This window comes from Streptomyces sp. NBC_00223 (assembly GCF_036199905.1).
Classification (GTDB): Bacteria; Actinomycetota; Actinomycetes; order Streptomycetales; family Streptomycetaceae; genus Actinacidiphila.
Genome location: NZ_CP108109.1, coordinates 2,237,328 through 2,253,520 on the forward strand (window position 1 = coordinate 2,237,328; position 16,193 = coordinate 2,253,520).

Consider the following 16,193-nt stretch of genomic DNA (forward strand, 5'->3'; position numbering starts at 1 on the left):
GACGGTTTGCCGGTGTTGTGCGTGATTGGAGGCACGCGTCGGTCGTACGTCCGACTGGGCGTAGAGTTCCCGGATGGCCGCCCGCTGAGGGTTACCGCTCAGTAGAGATGACGTTTCGAACGGCGCGGTACACGATGGATGCGGCGCGACCCAGCGGCGTACTCCCAGCAGAGCACCACCTATCAGCGAAGGAACAGCGTGGCTTCCGGACACGATCGCAACCCGATCATCATTGGCGGCCTTCCGAGCCAGGTCCCGGATTTCGATCCCGAGGAGACGGCCGAATGGCTCGACTCGCTCGACGCGGCCATCGACGAGCGCGGCCGTGAGCGGGCCCGCTACCTGATGCTCCGCCTCATCGAGCGCGCGCGCGAGAAGCGGGTCGCGGTGCCCGAGATGCGCAGCACCGACTACGTCAACACCATCGCGACCAGGGACGAGCCCTTCTTCCCCGGCAACGAGGAGATCGAGCGCAAGATCCTCAACGCCACCCGGTGGAACGCCGCGGTGATGGTCTCCCGCGCGCAGCGTCCCGGAATCGGTGTCGGCGGCCACATCGCGACCTTCGCCTCCTCCGCGTCGCTCTACGACGTGGGCTTCAACCACTTCTTCCGCGGCAAGGACGACGGCCTCGGCGGCGACCAGGTCTTCTTCCAGGGCCACGCCTCCCCGGGCATCTACGCCCGCGCCTTCCTGCTCGACCGGCTCTCCGAGGCCCAGCTCGACGGCTTCCGCCAGGAGAAGTCGAAGGCGCCCGAGGGCCTGTCCAGCTACCCGCACCCGCGCTCGATGCCGGACTTCTGGGAGTTCCCGACCGTCTCCATGGGCCTGGGCCCCCTGGGCGCGATCTACCAGGCGCGGATGAACCGCTACATGGAGGCGCGCGGCATCGCCGACACCTCCAAGTCGCACGTCTGGGCCTTCCTCGGCGACGGCGAGATGGACGAGCCCGAGTCGCTGGGCCAGCTGTCCATCGCCGCCCGCGAGGGCCTGGACAACCTGACCTTCGTGGTCAACTGCAACCTCCAGCGGCTCGACGGCCCGGTGCGCGGCAACGGCAAGATCATCCAGGAGCTGGAGTCGCAGTTCCGCGGCGCCGGCTGGAATGTGATCAAGCTGGTCTGGGACCGCTCCTGGGACCCGCTGCTGGCCCAGGACCGCGACGGTGTGCTGGTCAACAAGATGAACATCACACCGGACGGCCAGTTCCAGACGTACGCCACCGAGACGGGCGCGTACATCCGTGACCACTTCTTCGGCGACGACCAGCGGCTGCGCTCGATGGTCGAGAACCTCACCGACGAGCAGATCCTGCACCTCGGGCGCGGCGGCCACGACCACCGCAAGATCTTCGCGGCGTACACGGCGGCCAAGGAGCACAGGGGCCAGCCGACCGTCATCCTGGCCCAGACGATCAAGGGCTGGACGCTCGGCCCGAACTTCGAGGGCCGCAACGCGACCCACCAGATGAAGAAGCTGACGGTCGACGACCTCAAGCGCTTCCGGGACCGGCTGCACCTGCCGATCACCGACCAGCGGCTCGACGAGGGCTACCCGCCGTACTACCACCCCGGCCGGGACTCCGAGGAGATCCAGTACATGCACGACCACCGCAAGTCCTGCGGTGGCTACGTACCGACCCGGATCGTGCGCGCCAAGCCGCTGCCGCTGCCCGACAACAAGGCGTACGCGACCGCGAAGAAGGGCTCGGGCCAGCAGTCGATCGCCACCACCATGGCCTTCGTCCGGGTGCTCAAGGACCTCATGCGGGACAAGGAGATCGGCAAGCGCTTCGTGCTGATCGCGCCCGACGAGTACCGCACCTTCGGCATGGACGCCTTCTTCCCGAGCGCGAAGATCTACAACCCGCTGGGCCAGCAGTACGAGTCCGTCGACCGCGAACTGCTGCTCGCGTACAAGGAGTCGCCGACCGGGCAGATGCTGCACGACGGCATCTCCGAGGCGGGCTGCACGGCCTCGCTGATCGCCGCGGGTTCGGCCTACGCCACGCACGGCGAGCCGCTGATCCCGGTGTACGTCTTCTACTCGATGTTCGGTTTCCAGCGCACGGGCGACCAGTTCTGGCAGATGGCCGACCAGCTCTCGCGCGGCTTCGTGCTCGGCGCGACCGCCGGCCGTACCACCCTCACGGGTGAAGGTCTCCAGCACGCCGACGGTCACTCCCAGCTGCTGGCGTCCACCAACCCGGCGTGTGTGGCCTACGACCCGGCGTACGGGTACGAGATCGCGCACATCGTCCAGGACGGTCTGCGCCGGATGTACGGCGAGACGGCGGACGGCAGGCCCGGCGAGGACGTCTTCTACTACCTGACGGTCTACAACGAGCCGATCCAGCACCCGGCCGAGCCCGCGGACGTCGATGTCGAGGGCATCCTCAAGGGCGTCCACCGGATCAGCGCGGGGACGGCCGGCTCGACCCCGGCGCAGATCATGGCGTCGGGTGTCGCGGTGCCGTGGGCGGTCGAGGCGCAGCGCCTGCTGGCCGCGGACTGGAACGTACGGGCCGATGTGTGGTCGGCGACCTCCTGGAACGAGCTGCGGCGCGAGGCCGTCGCCGTCGAGGAGCACAACCTGCTGCACCCGGAGGAGGAGCAGCGCGTGCCGTGGGTGACGCGCAAGCTCTCCGGGGCCGAGGGGCCGTTCGTGGCGGTGTCGGACTGGATGCGTTCTGTGCCCGACCAGATCGCGCGCTGGGTGCCGGGCCGGTACACCTCCCTGGGCGCGGACGGCTTCGGTTTCGCCGACACGCGCGGGGCGGCCCGCCGGTTCTTCCACATCGACGCGCAGTCGATCGTGCTGGCGGTGCTGACCGAGCTGGCCCGGGACGGGAAGATCGACCGCTCGGTGCTCAAGCAGGCGGTGGACCGCTATCAGCTGCTCGACGTGGCCGCGGCGCACCCGGGGGCGGCGGGCGGCGACGCGTAGCCCGCTCCCGCGGCTGGAACGTGACACCGGCGCCGCTCGCCCAGACGTTCTGGGCGAGCGGCGCCGGTGTGCGTACGGGGCTTTTCGTGGGGGCTCCGGCCCGCACCCCCGTTCGCGGCCCCCACCGTCCGGGGCCTGCCCGGGGCAGAGACGTGTCCGCACCCGGGGGCGGCGCAAGCCGGAGGCCATGCGGCTGCCGAACGGCACGCCGGGGCGTGGGCCTTTCGGGGCACGCGGAACGTATCCCGGGGTTCCGGGCCCGGGGTTCCGGGCCCGGGGACGGCGGGTGGGCGGCACGCCGGGCGGTCCTGGGGGCGTAAAGGCCGGGCGTTCCCCCAGGCGTTCCCCCGGGCGTCCCGGGGGCGGGTGTGAGGCGTCAGCGGAGGTGTGCGGGGCGGCTGTGTGCTGGGAGGCGGTCCGCGTCTTCTACGCTGGACGCAGGAACGGCCGTCAACCGGCGGGTACGCGCGTTCCCCTGCCGTCCGGCTGATTCCGGCACGAAATCGCGAGGCATCTGCGAGTGACTTTGTACTCCGCGCGTCTGAGCCCCACCTCCATCCGTGCCCTGCTGGCCCTCGCGGTCGTCTTCGTCATGCTGGCCACGACGGGCTGGACGGCCGTGCGGCCACCGGATGTCACCGACGCGCGGGCCGCGGCGATCGCCGCCTGGGTGACCGGCACGATCGGCACCCGCAAGCTCCCCGACCCCCTGGCCGCGCCCGGCACGATCAGCCGTTTCTTCGCCTCGCTGACCGGCGCCCAGCGGCTGCGGCTCGCCGACCGCTACCCGCTGGTGGTCGGCAATCTCAACGGGGCTCCGCTGAACCTGCGTTACCGGGCCAACCGCAAGGCGATGTCCCAGGAGCGCACCGCCGAGACCGCGCGGGCCCACAGCGACCAGCTCACCCCGGTCGGCCGCCGGGGCGCGGACGACCTCGTCCGCCGCTACACCTCGCTGCTCGCCGACGGCCGCCAGATCCTCGCCTTCGACCCCACCGGCACCGGCCGGGTCGCCGAGGTCCTCGGCGACCTGGACACCGCGACCCGGATCTCCCTGGTCGTACCGGGCGTCGACACCGACATCCTCAACTTCGAGCGGCCCGCCAAGCCGTACACCGCGCCGGTCGGCATGGCCCGCGCGCTGTACGGGGCCGAGCGCCACGACGAGCCCCGGGCGCGTACCGCGGTGATCGCCTGGGCCGACTACACCACGCCCAACGGGATCGGTCTGGAAGCCTCCACCGGCACCCTGGCCGCGCGCGGGGCCGTACGGCTCGAAGCGCTGCTCACCTCGCTCCCCCGGCACGCCGAGGTCTCGCTCTTCTGCCACTCCTACGGGTCGGTACTGTGCGGGGTGGCCGCGCCCGATCTGCCGCGCGGGCGGGTCGCCGACATCGCCGTCTTCGGCAGTCCCGGGATGCGCGCCCGGCACGCCGCCGATCTGCACACCAGCGCGCATGTCTGGGCGGCCAGGGACGACAACGACTGGATCAGCGACGTGCCGCACCTGGAGTTCGCGGGTCTCGGGCACGGCGCCGATCCGGTCTCCGACTCCTTCGGGGCCCGGGTGACCAGTTCGGCGGGCGCCAGCGGGCACGCGGGCTACTTCGCCCCCGGTACGGCCAGCCTCGCCAACTTCGCCCGAATCGCGCTGGGGGACTACGGGGCCGTCGCCTGCCAGGACGAGGATCCCTGCACCGCCGGGCTGCGCTGAGGCGGCTGTGGGGCCGCTGTGGGCCCTTTCTGGGCCCTTCTCTGCCCGTCCTGACGCCTCCTTGGCCCCGGCCCGGCCCGACGGCCGCCTTCCGGGCCCACCGCGCCCCGCGTGAACGGCCGTTGTCGGTGAGCGGTCCTACGCTGGGCCCATGGTGACTTTCGAGGAGTTCGGGGGCCTGGCGCTGACACTCCCGGGGGCGCACGAGCGGATCACCTGGGGGAGCGAGCACACCTTCCGGGTCGGCGAGAAGATCTTCGCCATGGGCAGGCCGGAGGGCGTCCATGTCTCGCTGAAGGCGTCCCCGGAGGAGCAGCGCGAGCTGATGGCCGCCGAACCCGACACCTTCTCGCCCGCGCCCTATGTGGGCCGCTACGGCTGGGTCCGGGTCGCCCTGGCGCGGGTCGACCGGGAGGAGCTGGGCGAGCTGATCACCGAGGCGTGGCGGCGTACGGCGCCCAAGCGCGCGGTGCGGGCGTTCGATGACGCGCTCAGCGGCGAAGGGGCCCCGAGGCGGACCCGGCAATAGGGTGAGCCCCATGGGTGACGTGCTGGCCGGAAACAACGCCGTATGGGAGTTCGAACCCGACGAAGTGGTGATCCGGTACGCGCGGGGCGTACGGGGCTCGCGGCTGCTCCAGGCGCTCGGCGAGCGGCACATCCCGCACAGCGCGCTGGAGAGCGTCGAGCTGGAGGACGGGCGGCGCGGCACCGCCGTACTGCGCGCGGTGCCCCGGCCGGGGGCCGACCCGCTGATCGAGGCGGCCGGCGGGCAGCTCAAGGAGACCGCGGACCCGTACCGGCTGGTGCTGCCCGAACAGTCCCGCACGCTCGCGGAGTTCTACCGGGACGAGCTGCGCGAGATCCTGGGTCCCGCGGACGAACGCGATCCCGAGCCGCCCGGGCGCTTCCTGGTGGCCGCGCCCGCCGGGCCGCGCTCCTTCAAGGCGTACGACGCGAAGGCGTTCTTCGACGGGCGGACGGTGAGCTTCCGGTGGTTCTGGACGGGCGCGTCGACGGCGAAGTGGAAGGCGGGCGACCAGAGCTTTCCGGTGGAGGAGCTGAGCGGGGTGGACTGGCGCTCGCCCGAACTGCTGCATGGTCACCTGCGGCTGCTGCGGCGTGAAGGCGGGCTGAACGGTGGGGCGCCGGGGCAGGAGCCGGGGCCGGCGGACCAGGACCCGGCGGCGGTGATCTTCGGCCTGGGCTACGGGCCGGTGCACGAGTCGCTGCCGTTCGCGGCGTCCGTCCTGTCCGCCATCCGCGCCGTTCGCGTCCGCCCGTAGCGCGGGGGGCGGGGGGCGGGCGGGCGTTCGCGTTTGTTAGAGGGTCTAGCGAAGGCGAGCGCTCCAACCCGGAGGGCGCTCAGGTTTGTTAGACCCTCTAGCGAACGCGAAGCCAGGGGTCGGTGCGGGCCGGAAGGCCGCCCAGGTGCCCCGGCGCGGGCTCAGGTTCGTGAGACCCTCTCACGAACGTGAGCCGCGGATCGATCGCGTTGGTGAGAGCCCATCCGGTCGGTGAGACCCTCTCACGAACGCAATGCGCGCCAACGGCCCCCCTGCGGGCCGCAGGCCGCTACTCGCGCGCCGCCGACGTACTGCTCATGTCCGGATAGCGGTCACCCGCGACCTCCGCGGCGATCGGTTCCAGCCATTCCAGCTCGCTGTCGTGCAACGTGATCCGCGCCGCCGCCGTGTTCTCCCGCACCCGCTCCGCCCTCCGGGTGCCCGGGATCGGCACCACGGGCAGCCCGTGCACATCCGCCCGCTGATGCACCCACGCCAGCGCGATCTGCCCGAGCGTCGCGCCGTGCGCCTTCGCCGCCTTGCGGATCGGGTCGAGCAGGTCCGCGTTGCGCCGGGCGTTCTCCCCGGTGAAGCGCGGCTGATACTGCCGGAAGTCCCCGCTGGTCAGATCGGTCGCCGCGTCCTGGAACGCGCCCGTCAGAAAACCCCGCCCGAGCGGCGAGTAGGGCACGAAGGCGACGCCCAGTTCGGCCGCCGCCCCGACCGCCGACCGCTCCACGTCCCGGCTGAACAGCGACCACTCGGACTGCAACGCGGCGATCGGATGCACCGCGTACGCCTCGCGCAGCTCGGCCCCCGTCACCTCGGACAGCCCCAGATGACGGACCTTGCCCTCGGCCACCAGTTCGCCCATCGCCCCGACCGACTCGGCCAGCGGCACCCGGGGGTCACGGCGGTGCATGTAGTACAGATCGATCACGTCGGTGCCCAGCCGCCGCAGGCTCGCCTCGACGGCCTGCCGGATGTACGCGGGGTCGTTGCGCACCGAGCGGTAGTTCGGGTCGTCGACCTTGCGGGCGATGCCGTACTTGCTGGCCAGCGTGATCTCGTCGCGGTGCGCCCGGACGAAGGGCGCCAGGAACTCCTCGTTGGCGCCGTTGCCGTAGATGTCGGCGGTGTCGAAGAGCGTGACGCCCAGGTCGAGCGCGGTTTCCAGGGTCTCGCGGGCGGCGGCCTCGTCGGTCTCGCCGTAGAACTCGCTGATGCCCATGCAGCCCAGGCCCTGCGCGCCGACCAGCGGGCCGTCCGCGCCGAGCCGTTCGGTGCCCAGCCGTTCAGGGGCCGGCTCGGATCCGGTACCGGTCATCACGCCGTCCTCTCCGGGGCCAGGTTCTCGGCGCCCCCGTACGTACTGATCTTGAAGTCGAGCACGGTCAGGGTGTCCTGGAGCTCGGCGATCCGCCGCAATACGTCCGTTCGGGTGGCTTCGAGCAGCGCCTTGCGGTCCGCGTAGGTGTGGTCGCCGGCCCGGACCATCTCGGCGTACGTCACCATGTCGGCCACCGGCATCCCGGTCAGCCGCAGCTTGCCGACGAAGGCGAGCCAGTCCAGGTCGCGGTTGCTGAACCGGCGCTGCCCGGTGTGGGAGCGGTCCACGTGCGGCATCAGGCCGATCCGCTCGTACCAGCGCAGGGTGTGCGCGGTCAGCCCGGTGAAGTCGGCGACCTCACTGATCGTGTACTGGTCCTGTCCGTCGGGCCGCAGATGTTCGTCGGGGTCGGAACAGCTGGTCACTCTGCTCGGTTGTCTTTTCGCCACGTGCACGACCGTCATGGCTTCCACGCTAAGACCTTGGAGTGCACTCCAAGCAAGTCGCCTCCGGCGCGGTGGGTTGCCCGGCCACCGGGCGCTGTGGTCCCGGCCCGTCCCCGGCCACCGGGCCCCTGGGCCCCGGCCACCCGCCGCTTGGGTTCGGGTACGTTCCCGGCCACCGGCCGGTGGTGGGTTACTCGCGCAGTTCCTCGCGCCCCTGAGGACGGTTCTGTCCGTGGCCAAGGTGCGACACCTCAAGCCTGCCGCCGTGAGGCGGCCCATCAGGCGCTGGGGGTACCCCCGGGCGAAGCCTGGGGGAGGAACTGCGCGAACGGCCACGACGAGGCCGCAGGTCGCCACCGGCCCAAAGGGGCTGTTGCTGCCGTGTCCGGGCCACCGGCCGGTGGCCTGCTGAGCGCGCAGTTCCTCGCGCCCCTGGGGGGTGGTCCTGTCCGTGGCCAAGCCATGGCGCCACAGCCCGCCGCCGCAAGGCGGCCCATCAGGGGCGCTGGGGGTACCCCCGGGCGAAGCCTGGGGGAGGAACTGCGCGAGCGGCCACGACGAGGCCGCAGGTCGTCACCGTCCAGGAAGGGCTGTTGCTGCCGTGTCCGGGCCACCGGCCGGTGGCCTGCTGAGCGCGCAGTTCCTCGCGCCCCCTGGGGGGCGCTCGGCGTCCCCCAAGGGGCACGTAGGGTCGGGGGATGGAGAGTTTGGGGATCATGCAGGGGTGGCCGGTGGGGGCCGCCGCCGGGGCCGTCGTACGGCGGGACGGGACGGTCGCGGGGACGTACGGGCAGGTCGGGCGGCGCTTCCCGCTCGCGTCCGTCACCAAGCCGCTGGCCGCGTACGCCGTGCTGGTCGGCTACGAGGAGGGCGTCTTCGAACTGGACGACCCCGCGGGCCCCGAGGGCGCCACCGTCCGCCATCTGCTCGCGCACGCCTCGGGCCTGGCCTTCGACGAGCACCGGGTGATGGCCGCGCCCGGCACCCGGCGGCTGTACTCGAACGCCGGGTTCGACGTGCTCGGCGAGACCCTGGCGAAGGCCGCCGGGATGCCCTTCGCCGAGTACCTGCGGCAGGCGGTGCTCGAACCCCTCGGCATGACCGCCACCTCCCTGGAGGGCTCGGGCTCCCCCGCCGCCGACGGCGTGTCGACCGTCGAGGACCTCGTACGGTTCGCCGCGGAGCTCCAGGCGCCGCGTCTGCTGCACCCCTCGACGGTGGCGGCCGCGACCTCCGTGGTGTTCCCCGGCCTCAAGGGCGTCCTGCCGGGGTACGGCCACCAGAACCCCAACGACTGGGGGCTCGGCTTCGAGATCCGGGCCGCGAAGTCCCCGCACTGGACCGGCTCGCTCTCCTCCCCGGCTACCTTCGGCCACTTCGGGCAGTCGGGCACGTTCCTGTGGGTGGACCCGGTGGCCGGGGCCGCGTGCGTGGTGCTCACCGACCGCGCCTTCGGGCCGTGGGCGCTGCCGCTGTGGCCGCAGCTCACGGACGCGGTGCTGACCGAGCTGCGCGGCTGAGCGGGCGACGCCGTACGAGCAGCCGCTGACGGGGGAGATCGGCGAAAGGCCGTGGCCCCTCAGCCGCGGGCCGCCTCAGCCGTACGTCGGCTCCCCGTGCATCTCCCACACCAGGTACTCCGCCGGCCCCCCGGTCCGCGCCCGTACCCCCCGCTCGCCGGTGATCCGGGCCGCGTCGCCGGGCCCCAGGCTCGCGCCGCCCAGCCGCACGTCCCCGCTCACGACGTGGACGTACAGGTAGGGCGCCTCCGGCAGCGCGACGGCGTCGGCCTCCGCCGGGCGGCCCGCGTACAGGGTCGCGGCCCGCTGCCGCAGCCGTACCGGCGCCTCCCGCTCGCCCGAGGCCAGCGGGCGCAGGCCGGGGCCCGGCGGGGCGGGGTCGGTGACGGCGGTGTACGCGGGGTCGCCGCCGAAGGTGTCCGGGTGCAGCCACATCTGCAGAAAGCGCAGCGGTGTGTCCCCGGCGTTGCGCTCGGTGTGCCGCACCCCGCCCGCGGAGCTGAGGTGCTGGAGGTCGCCGGGGCGCAGCCGGGCGGTACGGCCCTCGGCGTCGCGGTGTTCGAGTGCGCCCGCGAGGACCCAGGTGACGATCTCGGTGTCGCGGTGCGGGTGTTCGGCGAAGCCGGCGCCGGGGGCGAGGCGTTCCTCGTTGCAGGCCAGCAGCAGTCCGAAGCGCAGATTGTCCGGGTCGTAGTGCGGGCCGAAGGAGAACGCGTGGCGGCTGTCCACGCCCTGCGCCGGGTCCCCGCCGCGGTAGCGGTCCGCCGCACGCCGTACGTCGATCATGCCCCCACCGTACGGGCCCCCGGCGCCGGTACCGTACGGCCCCCGCTCCCCCGCCGTACCGGCCCGCGCTCCCCCGCCGTACCGCCTCCCCGTCCCCCGCCGTACCGGCCCCTCGCCCCGGCCGGGCGGCCGTGGCCGGCGGGCAACCCCGTACCCACCCTCCGCGCGGCGCGGCCGATAAGGCAGGCTTGGTCCCGTGCCCGATCCCTCGCAACGCCCCGCCGAACCTCCCCGCGGCGACCACGCCGCGACCCTGCGCCGGCTGGAGAAGTCCGCCGGACGGCTCGCCGCGAACGCCATCGCGCGGATGGACGAGAACCTGCCGTGGTACCGGGCGATGCCCCCGGAGAACCGGTCGTGGATCGGTCTGGTCGCCCAGGCCGGCATCGCGGCGTTCACCGAGTGGTTCCGGCACCCCGAGGCGCCGCAGGCGATCAGCACGGATGTCTTCGGCACGGCGCCGCGTGAGCTGACGCGGGCGATCTCGCTGCGGCAGACCGTGGAGATGGTCCGCACCACCATCGAGGTGATGGAGGCGGCGATCGACGAGGTGGCCGCGCCCGGCGACGAGAGCGTGCTGCGCGAGGCGCTGCTGGTCTACGCCAGGGAGATCGCCTTCGCCACCGCGCAGGTGTACGCGCAGGCCGCGGAGGCGCGCGGCGCCTGGGACGCCCGGCTGGAGTCGCTGGTGGTCAACGCGGTGCTCTCCGGCGAGGCCGACGAGGGTGTGCTGTCGCGGGCCGCCGCGCTGGGCTGGAGCTCCCCCGACAAGATCGTCGTGGTGCTGGGCACGGCGCCGAACGGCGACAGCGAGCTGACCGTCGAGGCGATCCGGCGGGCCTCCCGGCACGCCAAGGTCCAGGTGCTGACCGGGGTGTTCGGCGAGCGGCTGGTGGTCATCGCGGGCGGCGACGACGATCCGATCCGGGTGGCGAAGGCGCTGATCGGGCCGTTCGCGCCGGGTCCCGTGGTGGCCGGGCCTGTGGTCGGCGACCTGCTGTCGGCCACACGTTCGGCACAGGCGGCGGCGGCCGGACTCAAGGCGTGTGCGGCCTGGCCCGACGCCCCGCGTCCCGTACTCTCGGACGATCTGTTGCCGGAGCGCGCGATGGCGGGTGACCGTTACGCGCGTGATCAGTTGGTGGAGGAGATCTACAGGCCGTTGGAGGAAGCGGGCTCCGCGCTGCTGGAGACGCTGAGTGTCTACCTGGAGCAGGCGTCATCCTTGGAGGGGGCCGCTCGGATGCTGTTCGTGCACCCCAATACCGTCCGCTACCGGCTACGACGTGTGACCGATGTCACCGGATGGTCTCCGTCCGACGTCCGTTCCGCGTTCACCCTGCGCATCGCGCTCATCCTGGGCCGACTCTCCCAGGCGGATCGCACGCCCTGACTTTTTGTTGGACACTCACAAATCACCTGACAGTTCTTGGTCCCTGTCCCCACGGGCGGTCTTGCCCGCCCGCGAGAGAGAGTGTGAAGGTGCTCGTACTCGTCGCTCCCGGCCAAGGCGCTCAGACGCCCGGCTTCCTGGCTCCCTGGCTCGACCTCCCCGGTGCCGCCGACCGCATCGCGGGCTGGTCGCACGCCGCTGACCTGGACCTCGCCCACTACGGCACGAAGGCCGACGCGGACGAGATCCGCGACACGAAGGTCGCCCAGCCGCTGCTGGTGGCCGCGGGCCTGCTCTCCGCCGGCGAGCTGGGCGTCACGCCCGACGCGGTGGCCGGGCACAGCGTCGGCGAGATCACCGCGGCCGTGCTGGCCGGGGTGCTGTCCGACGTGCACGCCATGACGTTCGTCGCCGCCCGCGGCCGGGCCATGGCGGACGCCGCCGCGGTCACCGAGACCGGGATGTCCGCGGTGCTCGGCGGCGACCCCGAGGCCGTCCTGGCCCATCTGGCGGGCCTGGGCCTGACCCCGGCGAACATCAACGGCGCCGGTCAGATCGTCGCCGCGGGCACGGCCGAGCAGCTGGCGGCGCTCAGCGCGGACAAGCCCGAGAAGACCCGGGTCATGCCCCTCAAGGTCGCCGGCGCCTTCCACACCCGGCACATGGCCCCCGCGGTCGCCACGCTGGAGGAGCTGGCGCCGACGCTGGACGTCGCCGACCCGACCCTGCCCTACGTGTCCAACACGGACGGCCACGTGGTGGGCGGCGGCACCGAAATCGTCCGAAGGCTGGTCGCGCAGGTGTCCAACCCGGTTCGCTGGGACCTGTGCATGGAGACGTTCAAGGAGCGCGGGGTCACCGCGATCATCGAGGTGTCCCCCGGCGGCACGCTGGTCGGTCTGGCCAAGCGCGCGCTGCCCGGGGTACGGACGCTGGCGCTGAAGACGCCGGACGACCTCGAAGCGGCCCGCGCACTGGTCGCCGAGTTCGGCGGCACCGCACAAGCCCAAGCCGAAGAGGAGCCCTCGCAGAGATGACAGCGAAGATCAGCCCCAGCAAGGGCGCACCGTACGCGCGGATCCTCGGCGTGGGCGGCTACCGCCCGACCCGTGTGGTGCCCAACGAGGTGATCCTTGAGCACATCGACTCCAGCGACGAGTGGATCAAGTCACGTTCCGGGATCGCCAGCCGGCACTGGGCGGGCCCGGACGAGACCGTCGCGGAGATGTCGCTCGCGGCCGGCGGCAAGGCCATCGCGGACGCGGGGATCGCCGCCTCCGACATCGACGCGGTGATCGTCGCGACGGTCTCGCACTTCAAGCAGACCCCGGCCGTCGCGACCGACATCGCCCACCGGATCGGCGCGGGCAAGCCGGCCGCGTTCGACCTCTCGGCGGGCTGCGCGGGCTTCACCTACGGTCTGACGCTCGCCAAGAGCATGGTCACCGACGGCACCGCGGAACACGTCCTGGTGATCGGCGTGGAGCGGCTGAGCGACCTGACGGACAAGGAGGACCGTGCGACGGCCTTCCTGTTCGGCGACGGCGCCGGCGCGGTCATCGTCGGGCCGTCCAAGGTGCCGGCCATCGGGCCGACGATCTGGGGCTCCGAGGGCGACAAGTCCGAGACGATCAAGCAGACCGTCTCGTGGGAGGTCTACCGCGACACGCCCGCCGAGGACGTGCGTTTCCCGGCGATCACGCAGGAGGGCCAGGCGGTCTTCCGCTGGGCGGTGTTCGAGATGGCGAAGGTCGCCCAGGAGGCGCTGGACGCCGCCGGGATCACCGTCGACCAGCTCGACGCCTTCATCCCGCACCAGGCCAATATGCGGATCATCGACTCGATGATCAAGGCGCTGAAGCTGCCCGAGCATGTCGCGGTGGCCCGCGACATCGAGACGACCGGCAACACCTCGGCCGCGTCCATTCCGCTCGCCATGGAGCGGCTGCTCGCCACCGGTCAGGCCAAGAGCGGGGACACCGCGCTGGTCATCGGCTTCGGGGCGGGTCTGGTCTACGCGGCCACGGTCGTTACTCTCCCCTAGTCACATCACCTCGCGGCGTGCGGTCCCGTACGCCGTACCGCCACAGACACACCGTCGAAGACACATCAAGGAGCGCCGTAAAAATGGCCACCAAGGAAGAGATCGTCGCCGGTCTCGCCGAGATCGTGAACGAGATCGCCGGTATCCCCACCGAGGACGTCCAGCTGGACAAGTCCTTCACCGACGACCTGGACGTCGACTCGCTGTCCATGGTCGAGGTCGTCGTGGCGGCCGAGGAGCAGTTCAGCGTGAAGATCCCGGACGACGACGTCAAGAACCTCAAGACGGTCGGCGACGCTGTCGACTACATCCTGAACGCTCAGGGCTGAGCCGGTCCCTCGGACCCGACCCTCGGGACGACGCGCCTGTCGCCCGCCCTTCTAGACGTGGAGAGACAATTCCTGTGAGCCCGACCAATCGCACCGTGGTCGTCACCGGTATCGGAGCAACCACACCGCTGGGTGGCGACAGCGCGTCGACCTGGGAGGCGTTGCTCGCCGGCCGGTCCGGCGTGTCGACGCTGAAGCAGGACTGGGCGGCCGAGCTGCCCGTGCGGATCGCCGCTCGGATCGCCGTGGAGCCGGGCGAGGTGCTGCCGCGCCCGCTGGCCCGCAAGCTGGACCGCAGCGCTCAGTTCGCGCTCATCGCGGCCCGCGAGGCATGGGCGGACGCCGGTTTCACCGCGAAGGCCGGGGACGACCCGGCGGTGAACCCGGACCGGCTCGGCACGGTCATCGCCTCCGGCATCGGTGGCGTAACGACTCTGCTCGACCAGTACGACGTGCTCAAGCAGCAGGGTGTCCGCAAGGTCTCCCCGCACACCGTGCCGATGCTGATGCCCAACAGCCCCTCGGCGAACGTCGGCATCGACGTCAACGCCCGGGCCGGTGTGCACACCCCGGTCAGCGCGTGCGCGTCCGGCGCCGAGGCGATCGGCTACGCGGTCGAGATGATCCGCACCGGCCGCGCCGACGTGGTGGTCGCGGGCGGTACCGAGGCGGCCATCCACCCGCTGCCCATCGTCGCCTTCGGCAACATGATGGCGATGTCCAAGAACAACGACGACCCGCAGGGCGCCTCGCGGCCGTACGACTCCGGGCGCAACGGCTTCGTGCTCGGTGAGGGCGCGGGCGTGATCGTGCTGGAGTCGGCCGAGCACGCGGCCGCGCGCGGCGCGCGGGTGTACTGCGAGGCGGTCGGCCAGGGCATCTCCTCCGACGCCCACCACATCACGCAGCCGGAGCCGTCCGGCCGCGGGATCGCGGCCGCGCTGAACAACCTGCTGGACAACACCGACCTCAAGCCGGCCGAGATCGTGCACGTCAACGCGCACGCCACCTCGACCCCGCAGGGCGACGTCGCGGAGATCAAGGCGCTGCGCAAGGTCTTCGGCGACGACGTGGACCACATGGCGATCTCCGCCACCAAGTCCATGACCGGCCATCTGCTGGGCGGCGCGGGCGGTATCGAGACGGTGGCGACCGTACTGGCGCTCTACCACCGGATCGCCCCGCCGACGATCAACCTCGACGACCCGGACCCGGAGGCCGACGCGGACATCGTCCGCGCGGAGCCCCGCCCGCTGCCCGAGGGCAGTATCGCGGCGCTCAACAACTCCTTCGGCTTCGGCGGTCACAACGTGGTGCTCGCACTGCGTACGGTGGCCCGCTGACGGTACGTCAGCCGATACGTCAGCTGCGCCCCGGCCGGTTCGCCCGACCGGGGCGCTCTGCTGTCCGGGGGCTTGCGCGGTTGTGTGCCGCAGGCCGGGGCCGCGCGGGCGTACGGCCGGGGTTACGCGGGGGGCTCGCCGTCGAAGCTGGCGAAGTACGAGGCCGCCATGTCCTCGGCGCCGTGGCCCTGTTCCGCGGCCCGCCGGAAGCGCTCGGCGCCGGCCGCGGCGAGGTCCAGCCGTACGCCGTTGCGCTCCCCCGCCGCCACGATCAGCCGCAGGTCCTTGCCCGCGCCCTCCACGGTGAAGCTCGGCGTGTAGTCGGCGGCGCGGATGGCCGCGGCCTTGGTCCGCAGGTACGGCAGGTCGAGCGGGCCGCCGTCGATCGCGTCGAAGAAGTGGTCCGGGTCGACGCCGAGGCCCTTGGCCAGCGCCATCGCCTCGGCGGTCGCGTTGGTGACCGCGAGCACCCAGCTGTTGAGCACGAGCTTGAGGTTGCTCGCCGAGCCGTCGGTGGCGTCCTCGCTGAGCCAGACGGTGGTGCGGCCGATCGCGTCGAAGACCCGGTCGGCGACCGGGCGGGCCGCGACGGGGCCTGCGGCCAGCACGGTGAGCTGTCCTGACTCGGCGACCTGCCGGGTGCCGAGCACGGGCGCGTCAAGGAAGAGCAGGCCGTGCTCGCTGGCCAGCCCGGCGAGTTCGGCCTGTGCCTCGGGGCCCACGGTGCTGGTCTGCGCCCACACGGCGCCGTCCTTGAACGCGGGCGCGGCGGTTTCCATCACCTCGCGGACGGCAGGGCCGTCGAGCAGCATGGTGACGACGGCGTCGGCGTCCCGTACGGCCTCCGCCGGGTCGGCGACGATGTGGACGCCGTCGGCGGCGAGGGGCTGGGCGCGGGCGATCGTACGGTTCCAGGCGCGGACCTCGTGTCCGGCCGCGGACAGGTTGCGGGCCATTCCGGCACCCATGATGCCGGTGCCGAGGACGGCGACGGTAAGAGTTTCAGCCATCCCCCCACGCTATGCGTGCCCCCGCGCCCCGGCCACGAGGGGCGCG

At 72.2% G+C, this 16,193-nt stretch carries 14 protein-coding genes; 10 read left to right on the forward strand and 4 right to left on the reverse strand.

Features of this window, described 5'->3' with window-relative positions; genetic code table 11:
- Positions 1-198 precede the first annotated feature (198 nt).
- The 4 genes from aceE to OHA30_RS09445 all read left to right on the forward strand — a co-directional run bounded on the left by aceE (position 199) and on the right by OHA30_RS09445 (position 5,946).
- Entirely contained in the window at positions 199-2,946 is a 2,748-nt protein-coding gene (gene aceE, locus OHA30_RS09430; RefSeq protein WP_328913363.1) for a pyruvate dehydrogenase (acetyl-transferring), homodimeric type, read from the forward strand.
- A 520-nt stretch (positions 2,947-3,466) separates the two neighbouring features.
- Positions 3,467-4,660: an alpha/beta hydrolase gene (locus tag OHA30_RS09435; RefSeq protein ID WP_328913364.1), complete on the forward strand. Its 1,194-nt coding sequence runs from the start codon at positions 3,467-3,469 to the stop codon at positions 4,658-4,660.
- Positions 4,661-4,811: 151 nt separating this feature from the next.
- Positions 4,812-5,189, forward strand: coding sequence for an MmcQ/YjbR family DNA-binding protein (locus tag OHA30_RS09440; protein WP_328913365.1), 378 nt, complete (start codon positions 4,812-4,814; stop codon positions 5,187-5,189).
- A gap of 10 nt (positions 5,190-5,199) precedes the next feature.
- The gene (locus OHA30_RS09445) at positions 5,200-5,946 is read left to right on the forward strand and encodes a DUF4429 domain-containing protein (protein WP_328913366.1); all 747 of its coding nucleotides are present in this window, start codon (positions 5,200-5,202) and stop codon (positions 5,944-5,946) included.
- Positions 5,947-6,235: 289 nt separating this feature from the next.
- On the opposite strand, the gene OHA30_RS09450 is transcribed toward OHA30_RS09445, so the two are convergent.
- Both OHA30_RS09450 and OHA30_RS09455 read right to left on the reverse strand, forming a co-directional pair.
- Positions 6,236-7,273: an aldo/keto reductase gene (locus OHA30_RS09450; RefSeq protein WP_328913367.1), complete on the reverse strand. Its 1,038-nt coding sequence runs from the start codon at positions 7,271-7,273 to the stop codon at positions 6,236-6,238.
- A complete protein-coding gene (locus OHA30_RS09455; protein ID WP_328913368.1) occupies positions 7,273-7,740 on the reverse strand; it encodes a MerR family transcriptional regulator in 468 nt (155 codons plus the stop codon). Before OHA30_RS09455 ends, OHA30_RS09450 begins: the two co-directional genes overlap by 1 nt.
- Before the next feature lie 680 nt (positions 7,741-8,420).
- On the opposite strand from OHA30_RS09455, the gene OHA30_RS09460 reads away from it, so the two are divergent.
- Positions 8,421-9,242, forward strand: a complete 822-nt coding sequence (locus tag OHA30_RS09460) for a serine hydrolase domain-containing protein (RefSeq protein ID WP_328913369.1) — start codon at positions 8,421-8,423, stop codon at positions 9,240-9,242.
- 75 nt (positions 9,243-9,317) lie between these two features.
- Here the strand turns inward: OHA30_RS09460 and OHA30_RS09465 are convergent, their stop codons facing one another.
- A complete protein-coding gene (locus tag OHA30_RS09465; RefSeq protein WP_328913370.1) occupies positions 9,318-10,028 on the reverse strand; it encodes a pirin family protein in 711 nt (236 codons plus the stop codon).
- A 196-nt stretch (positions 10,029-10,224) separates the two neighbouring features.
- Between OHA30_RS09465 and OHA30_RS09470 the strand changes: the two genes are divergently transcribed.
- The 5 genes from OHA30_RS09470 to fabF all read left to right on the forward strand — a co-directional run bounded on the left by OHA30_RS09470 (position 10,225) and on the right by fabF (position 15,137).
- Positions 10,225-11,421 (forward strand): PucR family transcriptional regulator, encoded by a 1,197-nt coding sequence (locus OHA30_RS09470; RefSeq protein WP_328913371.1) that lies wholly within the window; start codon positions 10,225-10,227, stop codon positions 11,419-11,421.
- Between the two features lie 89 nt (positions 11,422-11,510).
- Positions 11,511-12,458: an ACP S-malonyltransferase gene (locus OHA30_RS09475; RefSeq protein ID WP_328913372.1), complete on the forward strand. Its 948-nt coding sequence runs from the start codon at positions 11,511-11,513 to the stop codon at positions 12,456-12,458.
- Positions 12,455-13,465, forward strand: coding sequence for a ketoacyl-ACP synthase III (locus OHA30_RS09480; protein ID WP_328913373.1), 1,011 nt, complete (start codon positions 12,455-12,457; stop codon positions 13,463-13,465). The genes OHA30_RS09475 and OHA30_RS09480 overlap by 4 nt, the downstream gene beginning before the upstream one ends.
- A gap of 83 nt (positions 13,466-13,548) precedes the next feature.
- Positions 13,549-13,794 (forward strand): acyl carrier protein, encoded by a 246-nt coding sequence (locus OHA30_RS09485; RefSeq protein WP_328913374.1) that lies wholly within the window; start codon positions 13,549-13,551, stop codon positions 13,792-13,794.
- 74 nt (positions 13,795-13,868) lie between these two features.
- Positions 13,869-15,137 carry a beta-ketoacyl-ACP synthase II gene (gene fabF / locus OHA30_RS09490; RefSeq protein WP_328913375.1) on the forward strand — a complete coding sequence of 423 codons (1,269 nt, stop codon included), beginning with the start codon at positions 13,869-13,871 and terminating at the stop codon, positions 15,135-15,137.
- Between the two features lie 122 nt (positions 15,138-15,259).
- Here fabF and OHA30_RS09495 read toward each other — a convergent pair whose 3' ends face one another.
- Positions 15,260-16,147, reverse strand: a complete 888-nt coding sequence (locus OHA30_RS09495; protein WP_328913376.1) for an NAD(P)-dependent oxidoreductase — start codon at positions 16,145-16,147, stop codon at positions 15,260-15,262.
- Positions 16,148-16,193: the final 46 nt, after the last annotated feature.

What these genes read in the sequence shown, in the direction of transcription:
- OHA30_RS09445 (WP_328913366.1), top strand. Translation starts at nt 5,200, where the DNA reads ATGGGTGACGTGCTGGCCGGAAACAACGCCGTATGGGAGTTCGAACCC.
- OHA30_RS09440 (WP_328913365.1), top strand. Translation starts at nt 4,812, where the DNA reads ATGGTGACTTTCGAGGAGTTCGGGGGCCTGGCGCTGACACTCCCGGGG.
- OHA30_RS09460 (WP_328913369.1), top strand. Translation starts at nt 8,421, where the DNA reads ATGGAGAGTTTGGGGATCATGCAGGGGTGGCCGGTGGGGGCCGCCGCC.
- OHA30_RS09450 (WP_328913367.1), bottom strand. Translation starts at nt 7,273, where the DNA reads ATGACCGGTACCGGATCCGAGCCGGCCCCTGAACGGCTGGGCACCGAA.
- OHA30_RS09455 (WP_328913368.1), bottom strand. Translation starts at nt 7,740, where the DNA reads ATGACGGTCGTGCACGTGGCGAAAAGACAACCGAGCAGAGTGACCAGC.
- OHA30_RS09465 (WP_328913370.1), bottom strand. Translation starts at nt 10,028, where the DNA reads ATGATCGACGTACGGCGTGCGGCGGACCGCTACCGCGGCGGGGACCCG.
- OHA30_RS09485 (WP_328913374.1), top strand. Translation starts at nt 13,549, where the DNA reads ATGGCCACCAAGGAAGAGATCGTCGCCGGTCTCGCCGAGATCGTGAAC.
- OHA30_RS09480 (WP_328913373.1), top strand. Translation starts at nt 12,455, where the DNA reads ATGACAGCGAAGATCAGCCCCAGCAAGGGCGCACCGTACGCGCGGATC.
- OHA30_RS09495 (WP_328913376.1), bottom strand. Translation starts at nt 16,147, where the DNA reads ATGGCTGAAACTCTTACCGTCGCCGTCCTCGGCACCGGCATCATGGGT.